General features: G+C 38.6%; 25 protein-coding genes. 23 read left to right on the plus strand and 2 right to left on the minus strand.

Annotated elements, in window-relative coordinates; all coding sequences use genetic code 11:
• Positions 1-11: 11 nt before the first annotated feature.
• The 14 genes from OS138_RS06475 (at position 12) to recN (ending at position 11431) form a co-directional block, all read left to right on the plus strand.
• Positions 12-815, plus strand: coding sequence for a PTS mannose/fructose/sorbose transporter subunit IIC (locus OS138_RS06475; RefSeq protein WP_002324432.1), 804 nt, complete (start codon positions 12-14; stop codon positions 813-815).
• 20 nt (positions 816-835) lie between these two features.
• Positions 836-1750 (plus strand): PTS system mannose/fructose/sorbose family transporter subunit IID, encoded by a 915-nt coding sequence (locus tag OS138_RS06480; RefSeq protein WP_002286670.1) that lies wholly within the window; start codon positions 836-838, stop codon positions 1748-1750.
• Positions 1751-1832: 82 nt separating this feature from the next.
• Positions 1833-2207, plus strand: a complete 375-nt coding sequence (locus OS138_RS06485) for a DUF956 family protein (protein WP_002286668.1) — start codon at positions 1833-1835, stop codon at positions 2205-2207.
• A 138-nt stretch (positions 2208-2345) separates the two neighbouring features.
• Positions 2346-2591 (plus strand): GlsB/YeaQ/YmgE family stress response membrane protein, encoded by a 246-nt coding sequence (locus tag OS138_RS06490; protein ID WP_002286666.1) that lies wholly within the window; start codon positions 2346-2348, stop codon positions 2589-2591.
• Between the two features lie 168 nt (positions 2592-2759).
• Positions 2760-3824, plus strand: a complete 1065-nt coding sequence (locus OS138_RS06495) for a M24 family metallopeptidase (RefSeq protein WP_002286665.1) — start codon at positions 2760-2762, stop codon at positions 3822-3824.
• 246 nt (positions 3825-4070) lie between these two features.
• Positions 4071-4496 (plus strand): Asp23/Gls24 family envelope stress response protein, encoded by a 426-nt coding sequence (locus tag OS138_RS06500; RefSeq protein ID WP_002286664.1) that lies wholly within the window; start codon positions 4071-4073, stop codon positions 4494-4496.
• Positions 4489-4938 (plus strand): transcription antitermination factor NusB, encoded by a 450-nt coding sequence (gene nusB, locus OS138_RS06505; RefSeq protein WP_002286662.1) that lies wholly within the window; start codon positions 4489-4491, stop codon positions 4936-4938. The genes OS138_RS06500 and nusB overlap by 8 nt, the downstream gene beginning before the upstream one ends.
• Positions 4939-5034: 96 nt before the next feature.
• A complete protein-coding gene (locus tag OS138_RS06510; protein WP_087626502.1) occupies positions 5035-5889 on the plus strand; it encodes a bifunctional methylenetetrahydrofolate dehydrogenase/methenyltetrahydrofolate cyclohydrolase in 855 nt (284 codons plus the stop codon).
• Positions 5890-7227 (plus strand): exodeoxyribonuclease VII large subunit, encoded by a 1338-nt coding sequence (gene xseA, locus OS138_RS06515; protein WP_087626503.1) that lies wholly within the window; start codon positions 5890-5892, stop codon positions 7225-7227. It begins immediately after the preceding gene.
• A 4-nt stretch (positions 7228-7231) separates the two neighbouring features.
• A complete protein-coding gene (locus OS138_RS06520) occupies positions 7232-7456 on the plus strand; it encodes an exodeoxyribonuclease VII small subunit (protein ID WP_002286657.1) in 225 nt (74 codons plus the stop codon).
• Position 7457: 1 nt separating this feature from the next.
• Positions 7458-8348, plus strand: coding sequence for a polyprenyl synthetase family protein (locus tag OS138_RS06525; RefSeq protein ID WP_325069863.1), 891 nt, complete (start codon positions 7458-7460; stop codon positions 8346-8348).
• A gap of 8 nt (positions 8349-8356) precedes the next feature.
• Positions 8357-9175, plus strand: a complete 819-nt coding sequence (locus OS138_RS06530) for a TlyA family RNA methyltransferase (RefSeq protein ID WP_087626504.1) — start codon at positions 8357-8359, stop codon at positions 9173-9175.
• Between the two features lie 106 nt (positions 9176-9281).
• A complete protein-coding gene (locus OS138_RS06535) occupies positions 9282-9731 on the plus strand; it encodes an arginine repressor (RefSeq protein WP_002286653.1) in 450 nt (149 codons plus the stop codon).
• Positions 9732-9748: 17 nt separating this feature from the next.
• On the plus strand, positions 9749-11431 hold the full coding sequence (gene recN / locus OS138_RS06540; RefSeq protein ID WP_002286651.1) for a DNA repair protein RecN: 1683 nt from the start codon (positions 9749-9751) through the stop codon (positions 11429-11431).
• A 54-nt stretch (positions 11432-11485) separates the two neighbouring features.
• Here recN and OS138_RS06545 read toward each other — a convergent pair whose 3' ends face one another.
• Entirely contained in the window at positions 11486-11602 is a 117-nt protein-coding gene (locus tag OS138_RS06545) for a DUF4044 domain-containing protein (RefSeq protein WP_002291876.1), read from the minus strand.
• Positions 11603-11674: 72 nt separating this feature from the next.
• Positions 11675-12631 (minus strand): magnesium transporter CorA family protein, encoded by a 957-nt coding sequence (locus OS138_RS06550; protein ID WP_002286649.1) that lies wholly within the window; start codon positions 12629-12631, stop codon positions 11675-11677.
• Positions 12632-12801: 170 nt separating this feature from the next.
• On the opposite strand from OS138_RS06550, the gene OS138_RS06555 reads away from it, so the two are divergent.
• From OS138_RS06555 to OS138_RS06595, 9 genes are all read left to right on the plus strand, one after another.
• Positions 12802-13170 (plus strand): DUF3397 domain-containing protein, encoded by a 369-nt coding sequence (locus tag OS138_RS06555; RefSeq protein ID WP_002286647.1) that lies wholly within the window; start codon positions 12802-12804, stop codon positions 13168-13170.
• Positions 13171-13339: 169 nt separating this feature from the next.
• Positions 13340-13771 (plus strand): division/cell wall cluster transcriptional repressor MraZ, encoded by a 432-nt coding sequence (gene mraZ / locus OS138_RS06560; RefSeq protein ID WP_002297995.1) that lies wholly within the window; start codon positions 13340-13342, stop codon positions 13769-13771.
• 20 nt (positions 13772-13791) lie between these two features.
• Complete coding sequence (gene rsmH / locus OS138_RS06565; RefSeq protein ID WP_002297994.1) at positions 13792-14751, plus strand: 16S rRNA (cytosine(1402)-N(4))-methyltransferase RsmH; 960 nt, start codon at positions 13792-13794, stop codon at positions 14749-14751.
• 4 nt (positions 14752-14755) lie between these two features.
• Complete coding sequence (gene ftsL, locus OS138_RS06570) at positions 14756-15157, plus strand: cell division protein FtsL (protein ID WP_002294542.1); 402 nt, start codon at positions 14756-14758, stop codon at positions 15155-15157.
• The gene (locus OS138_RS06575; RefSeq protein WP_002286640.1) at positions 15158-17350 is read left to right on the plus strand and encodes a penicillin-binding transpeptidase domain-containing protein; all 2193 of its coding nucleotides are present in this window, start codon (positions 15158-15160) and stop codon (positions 17348-17350) included.
• 25 nt (positions 17351-17375) lie between these two features.
• A complete protein-coding gene (gene mraY / locus OS138_RS06580) occupies positions 17376-18338 on the plus strand; it encodes a phospho-N-acetylmuramoyl-pentapeptide-transferase (RefSeq protein ID WP_002286639.1) in 963 nt (320 codons plus the stop codon).
• Positions 18339-18351: 13 nt separating this feature from the next.
• Positions 18352-19713 carry a UDP-N-acetylmuramoyl-L-alanine--D-glutamate ligase gene (gene murD / locus OS138_RS06585; protein ID WP_087626507.1) on the plus strand — a complete coding sequence of 454 codons (1362 nt, stop codon included), beginning with the start codon at positions 18352-18354 and terminating at the stop codon, positions 19711-19713.
• Between the two features lie 25 nt (positions 19714-19738).
• On the plus strand, positions 19739-20827 hold the full coding sequence (gene murG, locus OS138_RS06590) for an undecaprenyldiphospho-muramoylpentapeptide beta-N-acetylglucosaminyltransferase (protein ID WP_002325465.1): 1089 nt from the start codon (positions 19739-19741) through the stop codon (positions 20825-20827).
• A 14-nt stretch (positions 20828-20841) separates the two neighbouring features.
• The gene (locus tag OS138_RS06595) at positions 20842-22062 is read left to right on the plus strand and encodes a cell division protein FtsQ/DivIB (protein ID WP_127821270.1); all 1221 of its coding nucleotides are present in this window, start codon (positions 20842-20844) and stop codon (positions 22060-22062) included.
• The last annotated feature ends 74 nt before the right edge of the window (positions 22063-22136 follow it).

Raw genomic sequence — 22136 nt, forward strand, 5'->3', positions numbered from 1 at the left:
GGAGGCTTATCATGTCTATTATTTCAATAATTTTAGTCGTATTAGTTGCCTTTCTAGCTGGTATGGAAGGTATTCTTGATGAATTTCAATTTCATCAACCACTAGTGGCATGTACATTGATCGGTTTAGTTACCGGTAACCTCGAAGCTGGTATCGTACTTGGCGGTACGCTTCAGATGATCGCTTTAGGTTGGGCAAATATCGGTGCCGCTGTAGCACCAGATGCTGCATTAGCATCAGTAGCATCAGCAATTATTTTAGTTTTAGGTGGACAAGGTGTTAAAGGTGTTCCTTCTGCAATCGCGATTGCCGTTCCTTTGGCTGTTGCAGGGTTGTTCTTAACAATGATCGTACGTACAATCGCTGTTCCAATCGTTCATTTGATGGATGCGGCTGCTGAAGAAGGAAACATCCGTACGGTTGAAATGTGGCACATCATTGCTGTGTGTTTACAAGGGGTTCGTATTGCGATCCCGGCAGCAGCATTGCTATTTATCCCAGCACAAACTGTGCAATCATTCCTTGAATCAATGCCAGCATGGTTAACAGATGGTATGGCTATCGGTGGGGGAATGGTCGTAGCTGTAGGTTATGCTTTGGTAATCAACATGATGGCTACAAAAGAAGTATGGCCATTCTTCATTATCGGCTTCGTTGTAGCTGCAATTTCTCAATTAACATTGATTGCTCTAGGTGCTTTAGGTGTTGCATTAGCTCTTATTTACTTGAACCTTTCTAAAATGGGTGGTTCATCAAATAATGGAGGCGGAAGCAACTCTGGTGACCCTTTAGGCGACATTTTGAATGACTATTAATCTTGAAGGAGGAAAATAAAATGGCAGAAGAAAAAATCAAATTATCAAAAAAAGATCGTTTAGCTGTTGCGTGGCGCTCTACCTTCATTCAAGGTTCATGGAACTACGAACGTATGCAAAACGGTGGCTGGGCATTTTCTATGATTCCAGCAATCAAAAAATTATACAAAACAAAAGAAGAACGTTCTGCAGCATTAAAACGTCACTTGGAATTCTTTAATACACACCCATACATTGCTTCTCCAATTTTAGGGGTTACATTGGCACTGGAAGAAGAACGTGCGAATGGCGCACCTGTTGATGATGTAGCGATTCAAGGGGTTAAAGTAGGTATGATGGGTCCTTTAGCTGGTGTTGGTGACCCAGTGTTCTGGTTTACAGTACGTCCAATGCTAGGTGCACTAGGTGCTTCATTAGCTATGGGAGGAAATATCCTTGGACCAATCATCTTCTTCTTAGGTTGGAACATTATTCGTTGGGCATTCATGTGGTATACACAAGAATTTGGCTACAAAGCTGGTTCTAAAATTACTGATGACCTTTCTGGCGGATTGTTACAAGACGTAACAAAAGGTGCTTCAATTTTAGGGATGTTCGTATTAGCTGCCCTTGTACAAAGATGGGTATCAATCAAATTCTTACCAGTTGTATCAACTGTAAAATTAGATAAAGGTGCTTACATCGAATGGGATAAATTGCCTTCAGGTGGTGAAGGAATCAAGAGTGCATTTGAACAAGTTAATAATGGCTTAGCCCTTTCTCCTGAAAAGGTAACAACATTACAAGACAACTTAGACCAATTGATTCCTGGTTTAGCTGCATTAGGATTAACATTGTTATGTATGTGGTTGCTTAAGAAAAAGGTTTCTCCAATCGTTATCATCCTTGGTTTATTCGTAGTCGGTGTTGTTGGACACGTCATCGGACTTTTATAATCCATAAAAATATAGCTCGGGCGTTGTCCCGAGCTTTTTTTATATAGTATACTGTTCATAAACAAATATCTGGAGGGAGAAAATGGTTCAATCAATCAATACAAAAGTAGACTTGGTAATTGATGCTACTTCGTTTACGGGTCTGACAGATTACGGGCAAATCATGATAGGTGATAATGGTTTTGAGTTTTACCATGCGCGAGATAGACGCAAATATATCCAAATTCCATGGGAAGAAGTGGATTATGTACTAGCATCAGTCATGCTAAAGGGAAAATGGATTCCTCGATATGCCATTCAAACGAAAAAAAATGGTACATACACATTTTCTTCCAAAGAACCTAAAAAAGTGCTTCGTGCGATCAGAGAATATGTAGATGAAGATAGAATGGTACAATCATTGAGTTTCTTTGATGTAGTGAAACGTGGTATTCGTAGTATGTTTAAACGCAAGTAAAAAATAAAGAAAACTTCTAAGAGGAGGTTTTCTTTATTTTTTTACTTTGCAGAAGAAAATATGAAATAGCAAAACCAATTATTTGTCCCCTTTAAATCCCATATGCTAAAATTGATTAGCAAAGAAGGAGGTTATATTATGAGTTGGTTATGGACATTGATTGTTGGAGCCGTGATCGGAGCAATTGCAGGTGCAATCACCAGTAAAGGAAATTCGATGGGCTGTGTAACGAATATCATTGCTGGACTAGTCGGTTCAAGTATTGGACAAGCAATTTTCGGCGAATGGGGACCAAAAGCTGCAGGTATGGCACTTATTCCATCTATTTTAGGCGCAGTGATTTTGGTAGCAGTTGTCTCATTTTTCTTTGGAAAACGATCATAAGTTTTTACAAAATAGTAAACTAAAGGAGTTGCAGCGAGACTGTGACTCTTTTTTCTTTACTTGTTTTTAAGAAAAAGAAGTTTTCCAGAAATTTTTATTTAACTGTCGTGTATGAAGAAAAGTTTGCTATAATAGAAAAAAGCGTGCAAAGAAAGAGGGAGTTTCATTATGATGCTACGTGTAGAAAAATTGCGCAAAAAAATGCAAGAAGAAAATTTGGATTCATTTTTGGTTACCAGTCCGTACAATCTTCGTTACTTAACGAACTTTACAGGTACGACAGGATTAGCTGTTATTACTTTGGAAAAAGCATTTTTTATTACTGATTTTCGTTATACCGAGCAGGCGGCAGCGCAGGCTCAAGGGTTTGAAATTATTAAAAATGTCGGACCTATTTTTGATGAGGTAGCAAACTTAGTACGCAAAGAAGAACTGCACTCATTAGCTTTTGAGGAAACAACAGTCTCATTTTTAGAATATTCGGTTTTAGAAGAAATCATCGATGCGGAATTAGTACCTGTTTCACAGATGATCGAAGAACTCAGAGAAGTGAAAGATGAAGAAGAAATCGCTATTATCGAAAAAGCATGTCATATTGCGGATATGGCATATGATCACATCCTGAAAATGATCCAACCGGGCATGACTGAGATTGAAGTCGCAAATCAACTAGACTTTTATATGCGTTCTCTTGGCGCTTCAGGTGTTTCTTTTGATACGATCGTTGCTAGCGGATTGCGTTCGGCTATGCCGCATGGTGTAGCAAGCAAAAAAATCATCGAACAAGGCGACTTGATCACATTGGACTTTGGCTGCTATTACGAAGGGTACGTTTCCGATATGACACGTACATTCGCTATTGGTGATCCTGGGGAAAAATTAAAAGAAATTTATCAAATAGTCTTAGATGCTCAATTAGCAGTTATTGATGCTGCAAAACCAGGAATGACTGGTGTCCAATTAGACGCAGTTGCTAGAGATTATATTTCAAAACATGGTTACGGGGAAGCATTTGGACATTCTACAGGACATGGGATCGGTCTAGAGATCCACGAAGGACCAAACGTTTCTTCTCGTGCAGAAAAGCAATTTGTACCAGGAAATGTGATCACTGATGAACCAGGAATCTACTTACCAGGAATCGGTGGAGTACGTATTGAGGATGACTTGTTGATCACAGAAGATGGAAATCGTGTGTTGACTCGTTCACCAAAAGAATTGATCATCTTATAGTTTCATCAATAGAAGAAGTAAGCGTAAAAATCAGTGTTCACAGACTTTGTTATAGAAAATCACTCGATTTAATGATACACTATAGAAGAACTTTTAAGCTGTAAGAGATAATAAAGTTGGGTGTTTTCTCCAATTCATAGCAGTTTGCAGCTGATCGGCGGCAGTTTTCTTACCACGTGATCACTATAGCCGCATCATAGAGAATTCGGATGTATCTCGTGCTTAGGCAAAGGGAGGAATAAATAAATGGCAGATGAAAAAAATTTGATTTTAAACGCAAACCAAGATTTAGGAGAGATCGTGATCGCTCCTGAAGTCATCGAAGTAATTATCGGGATTGCAGCTTCTAAAGTAGAAGGCGTATACGGAATGCGCGGAACTTTTGCCAGCAATGTCACTGAATTATTAGGACGTGCAGCTCACGGAAAAGGTGTTTACTTAGCAAACGAGGAAGATGGCTTGAAAGTAGATCTTTACTGTTATCTAGAATATGGTGTTTCAGTTCCTAAAGTAGCAATGGAAATGCAGGAACGGGTCAGCCAGCAAGTCCTTTTCATGACGGATATCGATTTATCTGAAGTCAATATCCATGTAGTAGCTGTTGTTCCTGAAAAATTAGAACAACCAACAATCGAAGAACTTTTTGAAGACGAAGAGGAAGAGAATGAATAAAGAATTATCAAGACACGAGATTCGGGAAATGGCATTGCAGGCTTTATTTCCATTAGACTTCAATGCAGACCTAACAAAAGAAGATGCGATTTTCAACGCAATCGAATTAGACCACCGCGACATGATCAACGAAGATGAATCAGAGTTTGTTCCTGTTTATCTTGATACGCTAGTTGGCGGTGTCTGTGCAAAAAAAGATGAATTGGATAAAGTGATTGAAAAACATTTGAAAAACAATTGGCACATCAATCGGATCTCAAAAATGGATTTGGTGATCTTGCGTATCGCGATTTTTGAAATGACTTATGTGACAGATGTACCAGCGGCTGTTGCTTTAAATGAAGCAATCGAGTTGGCAAAAACATTTAGTGATGACCGTTCACGTAAATTCGTCAACGGTGTTTTATCCAATGTATTGAAAGAATTAGAAGCTGGGGCGTAAGTCCTAGCTTTTTTCTATGAATCATCATAAACCTGTTATAAATCGGGAAAATTCTATGGTAGAATGAAAACACAAAAAATATCTGGGAGTGGTTAGATGGCAGAATTGATTAACGGAAAAGAATTAGCTGAAAAAATGCAGGAAGAGATTGCTGAAAAAATCCAAAAATTGAAAGATAATGGTATCCATCCCGGATTAGTCGTTTTATTGGTAGGGGAAAATCCAGCCAGCCAAATCTATGTAAGAAATAAAGAACGTGTAGCAAAAGAAATCGGAATCCATTCATTGGTAGAGCGTTATCCTGAGACGATTTCTGAAGACGAACTACTTGCAGAAATTGAAAAATACAATCAAGATCCTAGTTTTCATGGTATATTGGTCCAATTACCATTGCCAAAGCATATAGATGAAGAAAAGATCCTGTTAGCTATCCGCCCTGAAAAAGACGTAGACGGTTTTCATCCGATGAATTTAGGCAGACTCCTTGCGGGTAAACCGGACAAGATTCCTTGTACTCCATACGGCATCATGAAAATGTTTGAAGCTTATTCTATCGATCCGGCGGGTAAACGAGCAGTAGTTATCGGACGAAGCAATATCGTCGGTAAACCGATGGCTCAGCTACTCTTGATGGCAGATGCAACTGTTACTGTTGCTCATTCTAAAACCGAAAATCTGGCTGAACTGGCACAAGAAGCAGATATTTTAGTCGTAGCAATAGGACGTGGACATTTTGTCACAAAAGAATTCGTAAAACCAGGTGCTGTAGTGATCGATGTAGGGATGAACCGTGATGCTAACGGTAAGCTGATCGGTGATGTGAAATTTGATGAAGTGGAGCCTGTTGCAGGCTGGATCACCCCTGTGCCAAAGGGTGTAGGGCCAATGACCATCACGATGCTGATGTATCAAACCGTAAAATCTGCCGAAGCTTTTGGAGCAGGTGAATAGATGGCACAAGAATATTTAACTGTCACTACATTAACGAAGTATTTGAAACGTAAATTTGATGCCGATCCTTATTTAGAACGCGTATATTTAACAGGCGAAATATCGAATTTCCGTTTACGCGCCAATGCCCATCAATATTTCAGCTTAAAAGATGACCATGCAAAAATATCTGCTATTATGTTCAAAGGAGCATTCCAAAAATTACGCTTCCAGCCAAAAGAGGGAATGAAAGTCCTTGTTATTGGGCGTATTGCATTATATGAAGCGGGAGGTTCTTATCAAATCTATGTAGAGCACATGGAGCCTGATGGAATAGGTGCTTTATATCAAGAATTGGAAGAACGAAAAGAAAAGCTGATGAAGGAAGGCCTTTTTCAAGGGCCTAAAAAAATGCTGCCACGTTTCCCAAAGCGAATCGCGGTCCTTACCAGTCCAAGCGGAGCGGTTATCCGCGATATCATCACGACGGTGAAAAGAAGATATCCAATTGTCCAATTGGTTTTGTTCCCAACAGTTGTACAAGGAAACCAAGCAGCGGACAATGTTGTCAGGAATATCCAGAGAGTAGAAGAGATGGGCAATTTTGATACAATGATCATCGGTCGTGGGGGTGGTTCGATTGAGGATTTATGGCCGTTTAATGAAGAGCGGGTTGCTCGGGCGATTTATCAAGCTAATACGCCGGTGATTTCATCTGTAGGACATGAAACAGATACCACGATCGCTGATTTAGTAGCAGATGTTCGGGCTGCTACTCCAACAGCAGCTGCAGAATTAGCTGTTCCTGTTTTGTCAGAAGAGTTGATGCGCATTCAAGAACGGCAAGCTAGATTGCAGCAGGCGTTTGTACGCCAGATCCAGCGCAAACAAGAACGGTTCGAGCGTGCTCGACGTTCCTATGTATTTCGGCAGCCTGAAAGATTGTATGAAGGTCAGACCATCAAATTAGACCAGTTGAAACAGCGATTATATCAAGCTACACAGCAAATTTATCATGCGAAAGAAAAACAAACGATCGCATTAAGCCACCAATTGGAACAAGTGGCTCCGCTTTATCGAGTTAAAGCAGCTCGCCAAGAAACTGCTTATCTAGAAAAACGCTTAGAAGAGAAAATCCAACAATATATGAAACAACAGCAGCAGCGTTTTGCTCAAGCTGTTCAATCTCTTGATTTGTTGAGTCCATTGAAAATCATGGGAAGAGGCTACAGCTATACGACGTTAAATGATCAAGTAGTAAAAAGTGTCTCCGAGATTCATCAAGGGGATTTGCTGACGATCCATTATCAAGATGGAATCGTTAAAGGACAAGTACAAGAGATAGACAAAGGAGAATAAAAATATGGAAAATCCAACTTTTGAAGAGTCACTGCAAGAATTAGAAAAAATTGTCATGCAGTTAGAACAAGGAGACGTTCCATTAGAATCAGCTCTAGATTCGTTTAAACGAGGAATGGAATTAAGCAAACATTGCCAAGATACATTAGCTAAAGCAGAAGAGACCTTGACGAAAATGATGACAGAATCAAATGAAGAAGTTGATTTTGACGGAAACGAGGAAAGCTGAGATGAGATTAACTGACTTTTCAGCTATTCATCTACCTGCTGTAGAAAAAGAAATCTTGTCTTTTTTAGATGAGCATACAACGGATAGAGGACTCTATAATGCGATGAGTTATTCAGTGAAAGCAGGCGGGAAAAGAATACGTCCCTTATTACTTTTAACGGCCGTTGCTTCCTTTGATGAGCCTATCGATGTTCCCGTCTATCAAGTAGCAGCTGCTTTAGAAATGGTGCATACGTATTCCTTGATCCACGATGATTTGCCTGCGATGGACAATGATGATCTTCGTAGAGGAAAACCTACCAATCATAAAGTATTCGGCGAAGCATTAGCTATATTGGCCGGAGATGGTTTGCTTACAGGAGCATTCCAGCTAATCAGTATGGCACACTTAGGTAATTCTCCTAAGCTTCTGCTGCTTCAGCAATTAGCTGTTTGTGCGGGATCACAAGGTATGGTTGCTGGGCAAGCTGCAGATATCGAGGGCGAATCGAAAAAGCTTTCTTTAGAAGAATTAGCATTTATTCATGAAAGAAAGACAGGGCATTTGATTCGTTATGCGTTGCTGGCTGGTGGCATATTAGCGAAGCAACCTGAAGAAATCTTATTGCTACTTCAACGATTAGCCGAACATTTAGGTTTAGCTTTTCAGATAAGAGATGATCTACTCGATGTGATTGGTACAACGAAAACATTAGGGAAAACAGCTGGTAAAGATGAACGTATGGAAAAAAATACTTACCCGCGTTTATTAGGCCTAGAAAAGACACGTGAGGCGTTGGAGATTGAGCTGTTATCCGCCAATAAGATCATAGACAAATTAGAAGAGGACGTTTTTTCTTTTGATGGTGGGCTGATGCGCCAGATGATCAAGCAATTTGATGTGGAGAAATGAGGGAAAGAATGGAAAAAGAACGCGTAGATGTATTAGCGGTCAAACAAGGATTATTTGAAACAAGAGAACAAGCCAAACGTTCAGTGATGGCTGGTTTGATTTACAACGAAAAAAACGAGCGGTTTGATAAACCGGGAGAAAAAATTCCAGTGAGTAGTGAATTAAGAGTCAAAGGTAAAAAACTTCCTTATGTTTCTCGGGGGGGATTAAAATTAGAAAAAGCACTCAAAGCATTTGATCTATCAGTTGAAGGAAAAACATTGTTAGATATTGGTGCTTCCACTGGCGGATTTACTGATGCAGCTTTGCAAAATGGCGCAAAAATGAGTTATGCTTTAGACGTTGGCTACAATCAGCTAGCTTGGAAAATAAGACAAAATCCTAGAGTCGTCGTAATGGAAAGAGTGAATTTTCGTTATGCAAAACCCGAAGACTTTACCTTAGGAATTCCAGAAGTTGCTGTTATCGATGTTTCTTTTATTTCACTAAAACTGATGCTGCCTCCATTACATGCTATTTTAAAAGAAGAGGGAGAAGTGATTGCTTTAATCAAACCCCAATTCGAAGCAGGCAGAGAAGCTGTAGGGAAAAACGGAATTGTTCGTGACCCTCAGACCCATCAAAAAGTTTTAGAAGATATTTTGTCATTTGCGGCACAAGGTGGATATGATGTGCTGGAATTAAGTTATTCTCCGATCACGGGGGGAGAAGGAAATATCGAGTTCTTGGCTCACTTGAGGAAAGTACCCGAAAGCGGAACAATCAATTCAGCTATTAATATGGCAGAAGTGGTTTCAAATGCACACGAACAGTTTGACCATAAATAAATTATAACTGTGAAAATCAAGTGAGAAGTATGCGGATTCTTCTTTATTATACCAAGGAAATAAGCTATCATTGATTAAGAAGAATATGCTAAGGAGCGAAGACGTAATGAGAAAAAAAGATCGGCATCGTTTGATTACTCGATTGTTGAGTGAGCAAGATATCCGAAAGCAGGAAGAATTTGTTGAAATCCTGAAAAGCAAAGGAATATCTGTTACTCAAGCTACGATTTCCAGAGATATAAAGGAACTGAAACTGATCAAGGTACCGGCCTCAGATGGCGGCTACCGTTATAGCATACCAGCTGAAACAAACGAAGATGTAAATACTAAATTGGAAAAACTATTAAAAGACGCTTTCGTGGCAGTTGACCAAATGGAAAAATTTGTTATTTTGAAAACATTGCCGGGAAATGCTTCGGCAGCAGCAAATTTGATTGATAAACGTTACAAGAAAGAATTATTTTCGATTATCAATGATGACGATAATGTTTTGATGATTACACGAACTGAAGACCAGGCAGTTTTATTGAAGAAAGACTTCCTGCATTACCTTTAAGTTGAGGAGCGAATGTGATGCTACAAGAAATCAGTATTACTAACTTTGCGATTATTCCGGAATTGCGGCTTTCTTTTCACGAAGGAATGACTGCGCTGACCGGAGAGACTGGTGCGGGTAAATCCATTATTATCGATGCTTTAGGTCTGTTAGCAGGAGGAAGAGGTTCAAGCGATTATATACGTCAAGGAGCAGAAAAATGTGTGCTTGAAGGGTTGTTTGAACTACCAAAACAAGAAGGATTCTCTGAACTGATGGTTGAATTAGGGATCGAAACAGATGAGGACAATCTGATTGTTCGACGGGATATGTCCTTAACTGGAAAAAATGTTTGTCGAGTGAATGGTCATATTATCACATTAGCTAATCTGAGAAGAATCGGCAGTTATTTAGTAGATATCCAAGGACAAAACGAACATCAGGAACTGCTCCAGCCTGAATCACATCTTGCTTTATTGGATCGTTTTGGAGATGTAGCTTTCCAACAGAAGAAAAAGAGTTATCAGCAAGAATATATCTCTTATCGTGAGCTGGAAAAAAGGGTACGAAAAGTGCAGCAAAATGAAAAATCCTATGTTCAGAGAATAGATATGCTCCATTTCCAGCAAGAAGAAATAGCTGCTGCTGATTTGCAAGTCGGAGAAGAAGAGAAATTAAAAGAAGAAAGAGAAAAACTTAGCAATTATCAAAAAATTGCTGATGGATTAGCTGCAGGTTACGGAGCACTGACGAATAATGAACAAAACAGTGTAGATGGTGTTGGCTTGGCCGTTTCAGAACTGCAAGGGATCGCCCATCTAGATGTGGAGTATGAAGCAATTTATGAAAATATCCAAAGTGCTTACTATTTGCTGCAAGATGCAATCGGCGATATGAGTCGTCAGATTGATTTATTGGAGTTAGATGAGAGTCGTTTAGAAGAAGTGACGCAACGTTTAGAATTAATCCGACAGTTGAAACGTAAATACGGCGAATCCATTGAGTCAATATTGGCTTACTATGACGAAATCACCGAAGAGCTAGCTTCTTCTGATTTTTCAGAAGGTCAATTGGACAAAATGAAAGAGGAACTAGAGCAAAAAGAGCTTCTACTTCAGCAACAAGCCGCAGATCTTCATGAAGCGCGTAAAAAAATCGCAAAAGAATTGGAAAAATCCATTCTGCATGAATTGAAAAGTCTGTATATGGAAAACACTGAGTTTGAGGTACGTTTCTTAAAAGAAGAAAATAGACAATTGAATCATGATGGATTTGACCAAATCGAATTTTACATTACGACCAATCCAGGAGAGCCACTGAAGCCTTTGGTGAAAGTCGCTTCTGGTGGCGAACTGTCTCGGATGTTGCTTGCTTTGAAAACTATTTTTTCTTCTGAGCAAGGTGTGACAAGTATTATTTTTGATGAAGTGGATACAGGTGTGAGCGGAAGAGTTGCACAAGCCATCGCAGATAAAATTTCTCAAATATCGAAATACTCTCAAGTTTTGTGCATCACTCATCTGCCTCAAGTTGCTGCAGTCGCCGACTATCAATATTATATTGTGAAAGCAGTGATTGATGGACGTACGCAAACTTCTGTTTCAGAGTTGAAAACAAAAGAAAGAGAAGAAGAAATTGCACGTATGCTGGCTGGAAGTGAGATTACAAAACTCACACTTGAACATGCAAAAGAACTATTGAAACTCGCAAAAAGGACCTGAGCCACCTCGCAGTGGTTCAGGTCCTTTTCAGCAGCTGATAGCTATATTTTATTTTTACATGACACTCATTACAGCAGTCAATACAACAGATCCAATCGTTAAAATCAGCATTGTCCAAATGACAAATTTTGTTACTTTAGCAAAAGTACTTGTTTGTTTTTTTTCACGCATTGTTTTCAACCTCGTCATTAATTAGTTGATTCAAGTGTACAATCTTTTTGCCATTTCCACAAGAGGGCTTTTTTATAAAAACTTCCCTTTTTTTAAATAATAGGTAGTTACGATACAAATAAATAATGTTAATAGAACTAGCCATATAAAGGCATCATCCCTTTCAGCAATAGGTAACTTAATGTTCATTCCATAGATACTGCCGACGATTGTCGGTATAGTTAAAATAATCGTTAAAGAAGTTAAAATTTTCATAATATTATTCAGATTATTCGATACGATTGCTGAAAAAGTCTGATTCATTTGTTCTACTAGTTTTAATTGAATGCGAGAAGTAGTCATTGCCTGCTCTGTTTCCACCAATACATCACGTAAATGATTTTTCAAAGCATGATTTTCTTGGAAAAGTTTATTTTGCGCTAGTTCTTTCAATGCATCTAAATTAGCAGAAGTCGCTTCTCTGAAATAAACGAGGCTTTTTTGGATATCCATGATTTGATAAAGTTGTTTGTTTTCAGTGGATACTTGAAGTTTGGCTTCCAAAGTATCGCATTGAGATTGAAGCGTAGCTAAATAACTGTTGTAAGAGAGTGTGACCTGCCAAATGAATTGAAAGAAGATATTGAGATTAGGCGAAATATCACTTTTTGGAAAGGTCTGGCTAAAGACTTTCTTTAAAAACAGTGGTTCATGATTCGTAATTGTGATAAGCTTCTTTTTGGGCGTCAAAATGATAGAGAGCGGGTATGTATCCACTTGAAAATAACCGCTAGGACTTGTTTTAGCAAAAGGATATTGTAACAATAATAACGCTGGCTTTGTCAACTTTGATTGATTGAATTCTTCTGTACGGGAATTTTCTGCATCATCCAATATGGAAGTGATGTAATCTGACGGAATTTCAAATTGATGTGTCAGCTGATGAATCTCTTCTTGATTAGGACGTTCTACACAATACCAGATCGTTTGGTCAGTTTCCTTTCCGGTATTACGCAGTTTCTCATTATCTAATGTAAAATATTTGATCATGATTTTCCTCCTGTTGCCTGTTTCTTTTATTATAACGGATAGGGAATTGGAATACATGGAATGTGTTTGTAAGATATAGAATATAACTGCATAAATTTAAATAAAATGAAATAGTTGTGTAAAGTATATACAGTATACTTGAAGCAATGATAAAAAAGGAGTTTACGTTCATGGGCACATTCACACCACTTATCTTGTTTTGGTATATTTACCCGGTAATCGTTTTGTTTGGTTGCCAATTTCTTGTAAAATTATTTTCGTTAAATCGTCGTTTTAAAATAAAAGCCCCTGATTTGGCGATTCCTTTTTTGTGGGGCGGTATGCATGCATTGTCTAGAAATACAGGGACAATTTCTATCTTGCCGTTTTTCTTTATTTCTGTTTTGCTAATGGGAATTTGTATTGCTGTTTTTCAAGCATATTATTATGAAGAAATTATTTATCCGCGTTATTTCAAGATGACTTGGCGTTTGGTTTTTCTGTTGACAATCGTCTTGTACGCTGTCTTGATCATTGTGAACATACTTTCTTACCTATGAAAAAAATAGAAAAGCTGTAAAAAGTCTTTTAAAAGGCTTTTTGCAGCTTGATTTTTAAAAAAATGTTTATGAATAAAAAAAGTTGTTCCCGGATTTCCCAGAAAAGGTGGTAGAAAGTGGGGGATTGTGGTAGACTAATTTTAGTTAGTGGAGGAATGGGGGGCTTTCAATGTTGATGGGTGAATTCCAACATAATATTGATGCAAAAGGACGTTTAATCGTGCCCTCAAAACTTCGTGAAGAACTTGGCGAAAAGTTTGTTCTGACACGCGGATTGGATGGCTGTCTTTTCGGCTATCCGATGAGCGAATGGGAAAATCTGGAAGCTAAATTGAACGAAATGCCGTTGGCTAAAAAAGACGCACGTACTTTTGTGCGATTCTTCTATTCGGCTGCCACTGAATGCGAACTTGATAAACAAGGACGAATCAATATACCCGGCACGTTAAGAAATTATGCAGCTTTGACAAAAGGTTGCGTAGTCATCGGTGTATCTAACCGAATTGAAATTTGGGATGAGACACGATGGCAAGATTTTTCTGCAGCAGCAGAAGATAACTTTGACGAAATTGCTGAAAGTATGATTGATTTCGGACTATAAGAATAGGAAGAGGCTGACTAATGACTGAAACATTTCAACACTATACAGTCATGTTGAAAGAAACGGTAGATGGATTGAACATCAAACCGGATGGCGTTTATGTAGACTGTACACTCGGCGGTGCCGGACATAGTGAATATTTATTAAGCCAACTAAGTTCTAAAGGGCATCTGTATGCGTTTGACCAAGATCAAAAAGCAATCGATCACGCCAAGCTGCGTTTAGCTTCTTATGTCGAACAAGGTATGGTCACATTTATCAAAGCGAATTTCAGAGAATTAGAAGAACGCTTGAGTGAACATGTAGATAAGGTAGACGGCATTTTGTATGATCTAGGGGTTTCCTCTCCTCAGCTAGATGAAGCAGAACGTGGATTTAGTTATCATCAAGATGCACCGTTGGATATGCGCATGGATCAGTCAGCTCCTTTATCCGCTTATCACGTAATTAATGAATATTCCTACCATGAATTAGTAAAGATTTTCTTCCGCTATGGCGAGGAGAAATTTTCCAAACAAATTGCTCGTGAAATCGAACGAGTACGAAAAACAAAACCAATCCAAACAACTGGTGAGCTTGTCGAAATCATTAAACAAGTCATCCCAGCTCCCGCAAGAAGAAAAGGCGGGCATCCTGCAAAAAGAATTTTTCAAGCTGTGCGGATTGCAGTAAATGACGAACTCGGTGCCGAAGAGGCCTCTTTAGAACAGGCAATCCGGTTATTGAAAGTCAATGGAAGAATCAGCGTAATCACCTTCCATTCATTGGAAGACAGAATTGTCAAAAGTATGTTTAAAGAATATAGTACGGTACAAGATCTACCACCGGGACTTCCTGTCATACCTGACGAATTCCAACCAGAACTGAAAGTCATTACTCGTAAACCAATCCTTCCTTCAGAGGAAGAGCTAGCAGAAAACAATCGATCACGCAGTGCAAAGTTACGTATTGCAGAAAAAATAAGAATGAAAGAGGAGTAGAATGATGGCAGAATTAAAGAAAATGCAAGATTACGAATATGATTTACCTGAATTGGTGGATCAGCCAGAACAACAAATGCCTGATTCTTCTTCGAATCAAGAAATCATTCTTCCACAATCACCGGCAAAACGATTGAAGCAGATTTCTGCTTTGGAAAAAATTGCTGTGGCAAGCGTGGCGATTGCTATTGTTGCTTTATGTGTTTTAACAGTTATGCTGCGCACAAATATCAGCGGAGCTGAAAAAGAAATCACGTCAATACAAACAGAAATCAATGATAAAAAGCAAGAAAAAACGAGTTTAGAACAAGAAAAAAACGAACTTTCTCGTACTGAACGGATTAAACAAATCGCAGAAGAAAAAGGATTGTCTATTAATGACGACAATTTAAGGAAAGTGAAGTAAATGAGTCTTAAAAATAAAATTCGGCGGTTTATGGAAAAGAAAAATCTAAATCCGATGAACAATCGCAAAAAAGTAGGTATCATTTTATTTGCTACGAGTATTGGATTGTTCTTTTTATTTGCCGTCCGTTTCTCGTATATCGTTATTGGAGGTCATGTTGCTGGTACCTCATTAGCTGAAAAAACAAAACAGTTGTACCAAGGAAGTGAAGTAGTAAAAGCAAAAAGAGGAACGATTTATGATCGTAACGGTGTGGCGCTCGCAGAAGATGCCTCCTCTTATTCAATTAAAGCGATACTCTCAAAAACATATACCTCTGGGGATAAAAAACTGTATGTTGAAGAAAAGAATTTTGATAAAATAGCAGAAATCCTGCATAAGAATCTTTCTATAGACAAAAAAGATGCACTGAATATTTTAGAAGACGGCGCAAAAAAAGAGCTGTATCAAGTTGAATTTGGTAGCTATGGGAAAAATATCTCCCAAGAAACCAAGCAAAACATCGAAGCGGACATGAAAAAAGAGGGTGTCGCTGGTCTTTACTTTGTCGACCATCAGGCTCGGATGTATCCAAATGGCGTCTTTTCTTCTCATTTTATTGGATACGCAGTTCCAGACAAAGATGAGAATGGCTTAGTTGGTAAACTAGGTTTGGAGTCTGCTTACAATGATATCTTGAGCGGTAAAGATGGTAAGATTATTTATCAAAAAGATAATTTTCAAAATCCTCTGCCAGGTACAGTGGCAGAAGAAGAAAAAGCTGTCGACGGACAAGATATCTACACGACTTTAGACAGCAGACTACAAAGTTATTTAGAAACACTGATGGATCAAGTAAATGAAGAATATCAGCCAGAAGAATTGACAGCAGTCCTGATGAAAGCAAAAACCGGAGAAATCTTGGCAATGGGACAACGACCTACTTTCAATCCTGAAACAATGGAAGGATTGACTGGAAAAGATGCTATCTGGCGTAATTTCTTGGTACAAGATAGTTATGAACCAGGATCAACCATGAAAGTTTTCACTACTGCAGCTGCTATCGAAGAAGGAGAATTCAACGAGAATGAAACCTTCCAATCTGGAAAAATCCAAGTAGAAGATGCTACGATCAATGACCATGACTTTGGTGAAAAAGGTGTGCTGACCATGCGTCAAGCTCTTTCATGGTCAAGTAACGTCGGGATGGTCATACTGGAACAGCGATTAGGCGGACGATGGTATAACTATTTACAAAAACTGGGATTTGGACAAAGTACTCATTCTGGATTAGATGATGAAGTAAACGGTGCTTTACCTACATCAAATATTGTCGACCGAGCAATGAGTGCTTATGGACAAGCGGTAGGTGTGACGAATTTCCAAATGATGAAAGCTTTCACTTCTATTGCGAATAACGGTACAATGATTCAACCTCGATATATCAGCAAAGTGGTGGATCCCCAAACTGGAGAAGAGCGAACAACTCAAACAGAAGTTCTAGGGCAACCTTTTTCAAAAGAAACAACAGAAAAAGTCCGTGAATATATGAGAGATGTTGTCGAAAGCGAAAACTACGGTAGTGCTTATGGTGTATATAGTGTACCTGGATACAATGTATCGGCAAAAACCGGAACAGCCCAAATCGCTTCTGATACAGGGGGATATCAAACAGGAGATACAGCCTACCTGTATTCGATTGTGGAGATGGTTCCTTCTGAAGATCCAGACTATGTCTTGTATCTAACAATGAAACACCCTAAGACATATGATCGAATGGCCTTGGCTAAAATCGCAAATCCATTGATGAAACGGGCAATGGATTTTAAAGAAACTGAAGAAGATTCAGATACAGAAACAAAAACAGAAAAAGTATCCGTAGCCGATTATCGTAATCTTGAAGCGGACGTTGCAGCAGCTGATGCTCAAAAAAGTGGACTGCAACCTGTAGTGATCGGTAATGGTAAAAAAGTACAAAAACAATCTACTGCCAACGGTGATCAGTTGATCTCTGGAGAAAAACTGATCCTATATACTGGTGGTGATAAGCTGATGCCTGACGTAACAGGATGGTCAAAAGCAGATATCATGAAGCTGGGGAAAATCCTCGGTATTGAAGTTAGTTTTGATGGAGATGGTTATTGTGTCAAACAAGAACTTGCTCCATATGAAAAAATCACTGAAGACAAACTTAGTTTTACTTTAGAAGAATAAGAAGAGAAATAGGAGAGAAAAGAGCATGGAATGGACACAAGCATTGATTCCCATTGTCAGCAGTTGTGCAATGACGATTGCCGCAATGCCGCTATTTATTGGTTACTTTCAAATGAAAAAGCAAGGTCAGGCGATTCGTGAGGAGGGACCAAAGTGGCACAATAGCAAAGCCGGAACTCCTACAATGGGCGGCTTAGTGTTTCTGATCGGCTCTATTTTGACAGGAATTTGGGTTGGAGCTTGGCAAAAACAGCTAACTCCTACTCTTTTCATCTTGCTTTTTGTATTAGCGTTATACGGAGTAATCGGCTTTCTTGATGATTTTATAAAAATATTCAAGAAAAGAAACATGGGACTGAACTCGAAGCAGAAATTGATTGGACAGATTCTAGGGGGAATCATCTTTTATCTTGTTTACCGTTCTGAAGGTTATCCAGGTGTATTGAATTTCTTCGGACTAGATCTACCTTTAGGAATCATTTATGGTATTTTCGCTCTCTTCTGGCTTGTTGGATTTTCAAATGCGGTAAACCTGACAGATGGCATCGATGGATTAGTTGCTGGCTTAGGAAGTATCTCTTTTGCAGCTTACGGTCTAATTGCTTGGCATCAGCATCAGTATGATGTATTAATCATTTGCTTAAGTGTTTTAGGAGGTTTACTGGGTTTCTTCGTCTACAACAGAAAACCTGCCAAGATTTTTATGGGAGATGTCGGTTCATTAGCGTTGGGCGGACTTTTAGCGGCAATTTCTATAATGCTAAACCAAGAATGGACATTGCTTTTGATTGGTTTGATCTATGTTATGGAAACAGCAAGTGTGATGCTTCAAGTTACTTCCTTTAAGCTTACAGGAAAACGAATTTTTAAAATGTCTCCAATTCATCATCACTTTGAAATGTGCGGATGGTCGGAGTGGAAGATTGATACAGTTTTTTGGTTGATCAGCATTGTTACTTCGTTGATCACATTATGGATCGTTTGGTAGGAGATGACGGGAAATGAAAAAAATATCAACATATGAAAATAAGAAAGTGCTTGTCTTAGGACTCGCAAAAAGCGGAGTAAGTGCGGCCAAATTATTACATGAATTGGGCGCACTTGTCACCGTTAATGATGGAAAACCTTTTGACGAAAATCCGGAAGCACAAGAGCTGCTTTCTTTAGGGATAAAAGTAATAACAGGTAGTCATCCAATCGAATTGTTGGATGAAGAATTTTCATTGATGGTCAAAAATCCAGGGATTCCCTACAGTCATCCTTTAGTAGCAAAAGCCCAAGAAATGGGTATTCCGGTAATTACGGAAGTTGAGCTAGCTTACGAAGTAGCGGAATGCCCAATTATTGGGATTACAGGAACGAACGGAAAAACAACGACAACAACGATGACAGGACTACTACTGAATGCAGGAGCAGATCAAGGAATTGCACGTTTAGCAGGAAATATTGGGTATCCAGCAAGTGGTGTAGCGCAAGAAGCAAAATCAGAAGATAAAATTGTGATGGAATTGTCTAGCTTCCAACTCATGGGAATCACAGATTTCCGCCCTCATATAGCAGTGATTACCAATATCTATGAAGCACATATTGATTATCATGGTACAAGAAAAGAATATGTCAAAGCTAAATGGAACCTTCAAAAAAACATGACAGAAAAAGATTATCTGATCCTTAACTGGAATCAGTCAGAACTACAAGAATTAGCGCAAAGAACAAAAGCACGCGTACTGCCTTTCTCGACAAAAGAAGTGTTGGAAGACGGTGTGTATGCTGACGATTACTCAATATACTATAAAAAAGAAAAAATAATGGAAATATCTGAACTTGGCGTACCAGGTAAGCATAATGTAGAAAATGCACTAGCTGCTATTTCTGTAGCAAAATTGTATGGTATATCAAATGAAGCTATACGAGAAACGTTGCATTTTTTCCATGGCGTACCACATCGTACGCAATATGTAGGAGAAATCCAAGGCAGAAAATTTTATAATGATTCAAAAGCAACCAATATTTTAGCGACTAAAATGGCTCTAAGTGGATTTGAAACGACTAAGGTCGTGTTATTGGCTGGCGGATTAGACAGAGGAAATACATTTGATGAATTAATTCCTTCATTAAAAGGAATCAAAGCAATGGTCGTATTTGGCCAAACAAAAGAAAAGTTGATGGATGCTGGAAAAAAAGCAGGCATCGAGACAATAGTAACAGCCGATTCTGTAGAACAAGCAGTTCCTTTAGCATTAGAAAACAGTACAGATGGTGATGTAGTTTTATTATCACCAGCGAATGCCAGCTGGGATCAATACCCAAATTTTGAAACTAGAGGAAACAGATTCATGGAAGCTGTGAACCGATTAAAATAGAAAAAGTAGAAGCGAGCGATAAAAAATGAAAATTTTGGTTACAGGCGGAGGAACAGGGGGACATATTTATCCAGCTCTTGCCTTTGTCAATTATGTAAAGACTCAAGAACCGAATGCTGAATTCATGTATGTGGGAGCAAAACGAGGTCTAGAAAACAAAATCGTCCCTGATACAGGAATGCCTTTCCATACCTTGGAGATTCAAGGATTTAAACGAAAAATTTCCATGCATAACATCAAGACGGTCCGATTGTTTCTTAAGAGTATCCGTCAAGCAAAAAAAATCCTCAGTGATTTTCAACCAGATATCGTTATCGGTACTGGAGGATATGTTTCCGGAGCGGTAGTGTACGCTGCAGCCAAAATGGGTATTCCAACAATTATCCATGAACAAAACAGTGTACCAGGTGTTACCAATAAATTTTTAAGCCGATATGTGGATCGGATCGCTCTTTCATTTAAAGATGCGGCTTCCTTTTTTCCTGAAAACAAAGCAGTTCTTGTAGGTAATCCTCGAGCACAAGAAGTAGCAGATACTAAAAAATCAGATATTTTGAAAACATTTGGTTTGGATCCAGAAAAGAAAACAGTCTTGATTTTTGGCGGTAGTCAAGGAGCACTTAAAATCAATCAAGCAGTATCAGTTTTTTTAAGTGAATATATTCCTTCTTCTTACCAAGTTTTGTATGCTTCAGGAGATAGATATTATGAAGAGATCCTAAATAAAATAAATCCTGAAATACAAAATATTAGTGTCCAGCCTTATATCAAAAATATGGCAGAGGTCATGGCTTCCAGTGATCTGCTGGTGGGGCGTGCTGGTGCAACTTCGATCGCAGAATTCACAGCTCTGGGGTTACCGGCAGTGTTGGTTCCCAGCCCATATGTTACGAATGATCATCAGACTAAAAATGCAATGAGTCTTGTTCACGCAGGAGCAGCAAAAATGATTGCAGATAATGAACTAACAGGTGAATCACTAAGTCAGACAATCAACGAAATCATGGGTGATGAAGAATTGCAAAAGCAAATGTGCCGAGCTTCTAAAGAACAAGGAATCCCTGATGCTTCAAAACGTCTTTATGACTTAGTAAAACAAATAATCAAAAAATAAAGGCGGTGGTCTTAGTGAGTAAGAAAAAAGAACCAAAAAAATTGTCTCATCCGTCTTCTGATGAAAACAATTTGACTCCTTGGCAAAAGGCTAACCGAAAATATCTGGCAGAACAAGAGATGAAAAACCAAGAGCCAAAAAAAGAAGACATAACATTAGATGCACCCCTTTCAGATTCTGAAGAAGAAAAAACGGTTCAAGAGGAACACCAAGAAGAAAGCCAGTCCGAGAAAAAAATCGAATTTTTTGAAGAGATCAAGCAAAAGAAAAACGGTGGACCATATAACGGTTCTTTTTTGAACCGTCTGCCCAATTTAAAAAGTCAACGGCACAAAGTACTATTTCGTCGGTTAGCTTTGATCATCACTATATTGGGTATACCGCTGATTTTTTTGATCTATTATGTTTCTCCTTATAGCAAATTACAAGCAGTTGCAGTATCAGGCAATAAGACAGTCAACAGCCAAAAAATCATCTCTGATACAAAATTGTCATTAGGAGAAAATGTCTGGGGACAGTATTTTCATCGATCTACTTATATCGATCGGCTTAAAAAAGCACAGCCAAGAATCGAAACAGCAAGTATACATTTCAAAGGGATGAATGAATTCGATTTGGATGTGACAGAATATAAAGAGATTGCTTTGATCGCAAAAAATAATCAGTACTACCCAGTGATTGAAAATGGAACAGTATTAGATGAAAAAGTAGCAAATCCTACAAAAAATCTCCCTATCTTGGAAGAGTTCAAAGACTCTGCAAAAATCAAAGAATTAACAAAGCAATACAATCAGTTATCATCAGAATTGCAAAAAGCAATTTCTGAAATCAAGTACACGCCAAGAGCAAGCAATAAAAATCTGATCCAATTGAATATGAATGACGGCAATCAAGTTATTGTAAATATCAATAATCTTGCGAACCAAATGAAATATTATTCGCAAGTAGCCAAAGATATGGATGAAAAAGGTGTGATCGACATGGAAGTTGGTATCTTCTCGCATCCTTACGGTAGCACTCAAGAAACGGAAGAATCGGGCCAATCGGAAGAAACAACTGAAAGTGAAGAAAATGCGGATCAAACAAACGAATCAAGTGAAGAGGCAGAAACGCAAGAAGCACAAACACCTGGATCGTCTAGCACAAACGGATCATCTGATTCAAATGATTCAAGTGAAACAAGTCAAATAGAAGATAACCCAAGTACAACTCCGTCAAGTTTAAATGAAAATTGATAAAACAACTTTAAAAAGTAAGAATGTACTTTCTAAAAACCAGTAATTTATGGTAGAATTGGAAGCAGTGAATA

This window comes from Enterococcus sp. E5-37, from assembly GCF_035726925.1.
Classification (GTDB): domain Bacteria; phylum Bacillota; class Bacilli; order Lactobacillales; family Enterococcaceae; genus Enterococcus_B; species Enterococcus_B faecium.

Excerpts from the sequence above, each read along its gene's own strand:
- rsmH (WP_002297994.1), top strand. The coding sequence starts at position 13,792 with ATGACTGAAACATTTCAACACTATACAGTCATGTTGAAAGAAACGGTA.
- nusB (WP_002286662.1), top strand. The coding sequence starts at position 4,489 with ATGAATAAAGAATTATCAAGACACGAGATTCGGGAAATGGCATTGCAG.
- OS138_RS06575 (WP_002286640.1), top strand. The coding sequence starts at position 15,158 with ATGAGTCTTAAAAATAAAATTCGGCGGTTTATGGAAAAGAAAAATCTA.
- OS138_RS06530 (WP_087626504.1), top strand. The coding sequence starts at position 8,357 with ATGGAAAAAGAACGCGTAGATGTATTAGCGGTCAAACAAGGATTATTT.
- OS138_RS06510 (WP_087626502.1), top strand. The coding sequence starts at position 5,035 with ATGGCAGAATTGATTAACGGAAAAGAATTAGCTGAAAAAATGCAGGAA.
- OS138_RS06555 (WP_002286647.1), top strand. The coding sequence starts at position 12,802 with ATGGGCACATTCACACCACTTATCTTGTTTTGGTATATTTACCCGGTA.
- ftsL (WP_002294542.1), top strand. The coding sequence starts at position 14,756 with ATGGCAGAATTAAAGAAAATGCAAGATTACGAATATGATTTACCTGAA.
- OS138_RS06500 (WP_002286664.1), top strand. The coding sequence starts at position 4,071 with ATGGCAGATGAAAAAAATTTGATTTTAAACGCAAACCAAGATTTAGGA.
- OS138_RS06520 (WP_002286657.1), top strand. The coding sequence starts at position 7,232 with ATGGAAAATCCAACTTTTGAAGAGTCACTGCAAGAATTAGAAAAAATT.
- mraZ (WP_002297995.1), top strand. The coding sequence starts at position 13,340 with ATGTTGATGGGTGAATTCCAACATAATATTGATGCAAAAGGACGTTTA.
- murD (WP_087626507.1), top strand. The coding sequence starts at position 18,352 with ATGAAAAAAATATCAACATATGAAAATAAGAAAGTGCTTGTCTTAGGA.
- OS138_RS06475 (WP_002324432.1), top strand. The coding sequence starts at position 12 with ATGTCTATTATTTCAATAATTTTAGTCGTATTAGTTGCCTTTCTAGCT.
- OS138_RS06480 (WP_002286670.1), top strand. The coding sequence starts at position 836 with ATGGCAGAAGAAAAAATCAAATTATCAAAAAAAGATCGTTTAGCTGTT.
- OS138_RS06545 (WP_002291876.1), bottom strand. The coding sequence starts at position 11,602 with ATGCGTGAAAAAAAACAAACAAGTACTTTTGCTAAAGTAACAAAATTT.
- OS138_RS06550 (WP_002286649.1), bottom strand. The coding sequence starts at position 12,631 with ATGATCAAATATTTTACATTAGATAATGAGAAACTGCGTAATACCGGA.
- xseA (WP_087626503.1), top strand. The coding sequence starts at position 5,890 with ATGGCACAAGAATATTTAACTGTCACTACATTAACGAAGTATTTGAAA.
- OS138_RS06490 (WP_002286666.1), top strand. The coding sequence starts at position 2,346 with ATGAGTTGGTTATGGACATTGATTGTTGGAGCCGTGATCGGAGCAATT.
- murG (WP_002325465.1), top strand. The coding sequence starts at position 19,739 with ATGAAAATTTTGGTTACAGGCGGAGGAACAGGGGGACATATTTATCCA.
- OS138_RS06535 (WP_002286653.1), top strand. The coding sequence starts at position 9,282 with ATGAGAAAAAAAGATCGGCATCGTTTGATTACTCGATTGTTGAGTGAG.
- mraY (WP_002286639.1), top strand. The coding sequence starts at position 17,376 with ATGGAATGGACACAAGCATTGATTCCCATTGTCAGCAGTTGTGCAATG.
- recN (WP_002286651.1), top strand. The coding sequence starts at position 9,749 with ATGCTACAAGAAATCAGTATTACTAACTTTGCGATTATTCCGGAATTG.
- OS138_RS06525 (WP_325069863.1), top strand. The coding sequence starts at position 7,458 with ATGAGATTAACTGACTTTTCAGCTATTCATCTACCTGCTGTAGAAAAA.
- OS138_RS06485 (WP_002286668.1), top strand. The coding sequence starts at position 1,833 with ATGGTTCAATCAATCAATACAAAAGTAGACTTGGTAATTGATGCTACT.
- OS138_RS06495 (WP_002286665.1), top strand. The coding sequence starts at position 2,760 with ATGATGCTACGTGTAGAAAAATTGCGCAAAAAAATGCAAGAAGAAAAT.